The organism is Klebsiella sp. CN_Kp097 (assembly GCF_040064495.1).
Lineage (GTDB): Bacteria > Pseudomonadota > Gammaproteobacteria > Enterobacterales > Enterobacteriaceae > Klebsiella > Klebsiella aerogenes.
The window spans coordinates 1-2,465 of sequence record NZ_JBEAIL010000016.1; the positions used below are offsets into that span (position 1 = coordinate 1).

Consider the following 2,465-nt stretch of genomic DNA (forward strand, 5'->3'; position numbering starts at 1 on the left):
GATTGACGTTACTCGCAGAAGAAGCACCGGCTAACTCCGTGCCAGCAGCCGCGGTAATACGGAGGGTGCAAGCGTTAATCGGAATTACTGGGCGTAAAGCGCACGCAGGCGGTCTGTCAAGTCGGATGTGAAATCCCCGGGCTCAACCTGGGAACTGCATTCGAAACTGGCAGGCTAGAGTCTTGTAGAGGGGGGTAGAATTCCAGGTGTAGCGGTGAAATGCGTAGAGATCTGGAGGAATACCGGTGGCGAAGGCGGCCCCCTGGACAAAGACTGACGCTCAGGTGCGAAAGCGTGGGGAGCAAACAGGATTAGATACCCTGGTAGTCCACGCCGTAAACGATGTCGACTTGGAGGTTGTGCCCTTGAGGCGTGGCTTCCGGAGCTAACGCGTTAAGTCGACCGCCTGGGGAGTACGGCCGCAAGGTTAAAACTCAAATGAATTGACGGGGGCCCGCACAAGCGGTGGAGCATGTGGTTTAATTCGATGCAACGCGAAGAACCTTACCTACTCTTGACATCCAGAGAACTTAGCAGAGATGCTTTGGTGCCTTCGGGAACTCTGAGACAGGTGCTGCATGGCTGTCGTCAGCTCGTGTTGTGAAATGTTGGGTTAAGTCCCGCAACGAGCGCAACCCTTATCCTTTGTTGCCAGCGGTCCGGCCGGGAACTCAAAGGAGACTGCCAGTGATAAACTGGAGGAAGGTGGGGATGACGTCAAGTCATCATGGCCCTTACGAGTAGGGCTACACACGTGCTACAATGGCATATACAAAGAGAAGCGACCTCGCGAGAGCAAGCGGACCTCATAAAGTATGTCGTAGTCCGGATTGGAGTCTGCAACTCGACTCCATGAAGTCGGAATCGCTAGTAATCGTAGATCAGAATGCTACGGTGAATACGTTCCCGGGCCTTGTACACACCGCCCGTCACACCATGGGAGTGGGTTGCAAAAGAAGTAGGTAGCTTAACCTTCGGGAGGGCGCTTACCACTTTGTGATTCATGACTGGGGTGAAGTCGTAACAAGGTAACCGTAGGGGAACCTGCGGTTGGATCACCTCCTTACCTTAAAGAACCTGCCTTTGTAGTGCTCACACAGATTGTCTGATGAAAATACAGCAGTAAGTAATCTCTGCAGGCTTGTAGCTCAGGTGGTTAGAGCGCACCCCTGATAAGGGTGAGGTCGGTGGTTCAAGTCCACTCAGGCCTACCAAATTCGCTCTCGTGCTTTGTTGTGGCAAAGCTCGCATACTTCAGTATGCTTCGCTTCACCACGCCGCGCCCGAAAACGAATTAAGGTTAAAAGAGATTCATTCGATGGGGCTATAGCTCAGCTGGGAGAGCGCCTGCTTTGCACGCAGGAGGTCTGCGGTTCGATCCCGCATAGCTCCACCATCCTTACTGCAAAAAACAAGAAAACTTCAGAGTGTACCTGAAAAGGTTCACTGCGAAGTTTTGCTCTTTAAAAATCTGGATCAAGCTGAAAATTGAAACGACACACAGTCAATGTGTGTTCGAGTCTCTCAAATTTTCGCAATCAGAAGTGAAACATCTTCGGGTTGTGAGGTTAAGCGACTAAGCGTACACGGTGGATGCCCTGGCAGTCAGAGGCGATGAAGGACGTGCTAATCTGCGAAAAGCGTCGGTAAGGTGATATGAACCGTTACAGCCGGCGATGTCCGAATGGGGAAACCCAGTGCAATTCGTTGCACTATCGTTAACTGAATACATAGGTTAACGAGGCGAACCGGGGGAACTGAAACATCTAAGTACCCCGAGGAAAAGAAATCAACCGAGATTCCCCCAGTAGCGGCGAGCGAACGGGGAGCAGCCCAGAGTCTGAATCAGCTTGTGTGTTAGTGGAACGGTCTGGAAAGTCCGACGGTACAGGGTGATAGTCCCGTACACCAAAATACACAGGTTGTGAACTCGAAGAGTAGGGCGGGACACGTGGTATCCTGTCTGAATATGGGGGGACCATCCTCCAAGGCTAAATACTCCTGACTGACCGATAGTGAACCAGTACCGTGAGGGAAAGGCGAAAAGAACCCCGGCGAGGGGAGTGAAAAAGAACCTGAAACCGTGTACGTACAAGCAGTGGGAGCACCTTCGGGTGTGACTGCGTACCTTTTGTATAATGGGTCAGCGACTTATATTCTGTAGCAAGGTTAACCGTATAGGGGAGCCGCAGGGAAACCGAGTCTTAACTGGGCGTTAAGTTGCAGGGTATAGACCCGAAACCCGGTGATCTAGCCATGGGCAGGTTGAAGGTTGGGTAACACTAACTGGAGGACCGAACCGACTAATGTTGAAAAATTAGCGGATGACTTGTGGCTGGGGGTGAAAGGCCAATCAAACCGGGAGATAGCTGGTTCTCCCCGAAAGCTATTTAGGTAGCGCCTCGTGAATTCATCTTCGGGGGTAGAGCACTGTTTCGGCTAGGGGGTCATCCCGACTTACCAAC

Annotated in this window: 2 tRNA genes and 2 rRNA genes; all 4 read left to right on the forward strand. The window is 52.0% G+C overall.

Features of this window, described 5'->3' with window-relative positions:
• A 16S ribosomal RNA gene (locus ABLV07_RS16340) occupies positions 1-1,066 on the forward strand; the annotation flags it as partial.
• 71 nt (positions 1,067-1,137) lie between these two features.
• A tRNA-Ile gene (locus ABLV07_RS16345) sits at positions 1,138-1,214 on the forward strand.
• 106 nt (positions 1,215-1,320) lie between these two features.
• A tRNA-Ala gene (locus tag ABLV07_RS16350) sits at positions 1,321-1,396 on the forward strand.
• Positions 1,397-1,566: 170 nt separating this feature from the next.
• A 23S ribosomal RNA gene (locus ABLV07_RS16355) occupies positions 1,567-2,465 on the forward strand; the annotation flags it as partial.